Annotated in this window: 1 protein-coding gene; it reads right to left on the reverse strand. The window is 73.3% G+C overall.

The window, feature by feature from the left end:
- Positions 1 to 368 precede the first annotated feature (368 nt).
- The gene (locus tag AWZ10_RS40815) at positions 369 to 1,607 is read right to left on the reverse strand and encodes an IS701 family transposase (RefSeq protein ID WP_244172716.1); all 1,239 of its coding nucleotides are present in this window, start codon (positions 1,605 to 1,607) and stop codon (positions 369 to 371) included.
- Positions 1,608 to 1,924 lie beyond the last annotated feature (317 nt).

Consider the following 1,924-nt stretch of genomic DNA (forward strand, 5'->3'; position numbering starts at 1 on the left):
CGACCCCCGGCCCGGCCGACGTGCGCACGACGACGCGGGACCCGCTCGCGGCGCGGGGACGAGGGCCGTCGGTTGCGACGGCGTTCGCCTCTCTCCGCCCGTCGGCGGCCTGCGGCTGGACGGTCATGGTGAACTCCTCGGGCACTGGGACGGGCTGTCCGCAGATCGTGTGCCGGGGGTTCAGAACTCGCCAAAGGACGTTCGGACAATCCGTCAGCTGCCCTGCGCAGTCCGTCAGCTCGGCGGGCCGGGTGGCCGCCGAGCTGACACAGGGGGTGAAAGGACGGCTGACAGAGCGGACCCTCCTCCGTACACTGCGCCGTTCCTCATGCTCACGCGCAGGTCCGCGCGCATGCTCACGTGCATGGCTACGCGGACGCCTGCGTCACCTCCGCGGCCCCGGTCTCCGGCTCGGCCGTGCCGGACAGCACCGCGACGGCGTGGGCGGCCGAGGCCAGGGTGGCGTGCCGGTGCCAGCCGCTGAAGGAACGGCCGGAATAGTCCTTTATGCCCACCCGTTCGGCGATCTGCGCGAAGTCCTGGTTCACCCGCTGGGGCAGCTTGCTCAGCCGCAGCAGCTGGGAGGGGTGCAGGTCGGTGATGTTGGTCAGCCACAGTTCGGCCGGCCAGCGCCCGCCGTTGTCGCCGACGCCGAGCAGCACCAGGTCACGGCACCAGGAAGGGCGGCGGGCGGTGCGCCGCGGAAGCCGCACGCGCACCGTCGCGGTCAGTCCCGCGTGCACGGTGCGGCCGCCCGGGCCGGGCTGGCGCTGGATGACCGGCTGGCGCAGCGGCCGGGCCATCAGCATGAGCTGATGCGCCGTCATCTCCGTGTCCGCGGCCGTACGGGGCAGCCCCGCGTCGGCGGCGGCCAGCCGCAGGTTGGCGCTGACCCGTAACAGCATCGGCGCACCCGCGTCCTGCAGCCCGCGCACCGTGCCCGCCACGTCGGACTGGCGGGCGTCCATCAGCGCGGGGCGCACCGGCAGGCCCCAGTCCCGGGTGATGCCGAGGTAGGCCTGAACGCAGCACTGGTCCATGGACTCCGGCAGCACCGTCTCCGGGATCGCCGCCTGCCGGCGCCGGGTCTTGTCGTCCAGCCAGGTGTCGGGCAGGTGCAGACGCCAGTTGACCGGGCTGCTGTGCTCCTCGGAGACCGCCCACACGCCCACGGCCTGCTGGGCGTTCATGATCTGGCCGCGGCGCGGGCAGAAGCGGCGGTCGACCCCCACCGAACTGTCGCCGGCCTTGGGTATCACCATCGGCTGCAGCACATAGGCGCGGGCGGGGGAGACCTCCTCCAGATGCCGGGCCAGGGCACGGCGGACCGGGCCCCAGTCCCAGGTGGAGCCGCTGATGAAGTGGTGCAGGCTCTGCTCGGCCGCCTCCCCGCCGAACAGCGAGGAGATGTTCCGGATCGACTTGCGTCCCTCGACACCGAGCAGACCCTGCACGTACTCCATGCCCCTGCGCCGCTGGTCGCTGCGCGGCAGGGACCCGAAGAGCACCGCGCTCAACTCCCGCAGCACGCTGTCCCGGGTCGCTTCCCGCGCCGGGTAGGACAGCTCCCCGTCCGTGGTGCTCCTGTGCTGCAGCCTGGTCTGCATCCCATCCCACCTCGCCACTCGGTCGACCGGGCCCCGTTGGTCCGGCCGCGACCCGCGTCTGTGCGGTTGCGCCTGCGGCAGCCGTACGGTGTGATCCCGACTGCCTGCTGAGGCAGCCTCTGATCAGGCGTCCAAGGGGGGACCAAGGCCGGGGAAACGCGCAGGCCAACGAGGTTTCGGCGGGCTCTGCGAGGACCTGACGGCAGGCGGGCGGGACGCGGGCGCAGGCATGGCGCGGGCAGGTCCTCCGGCCGGGCGGTGCGGGGGAGGAGAGCCGGAACGCGCCCGGGCGGACCGGCGGGCGGGGCGCACGGGGC

This window comes from Streptomyces europaeiscabiei (assembly GCF_001550375.1).
Classification (GTDB): Bacteria; Actinomycetota; Actinomycetes; order Streptomycetales; family Streptomycetaceae; genus Streptomyces; species Streptomyces europaeiscabiei.

Excerpts from the sequence above, each read along its gene's own strand:
- AWZ10_RS40815 (WP_244172716.1), bottom strand. The coding sequence starts at position 1,607 with ATGCAGACCAGGCTGCAGCACAGGAGCACCACGGACGGGGAGCTGTCC.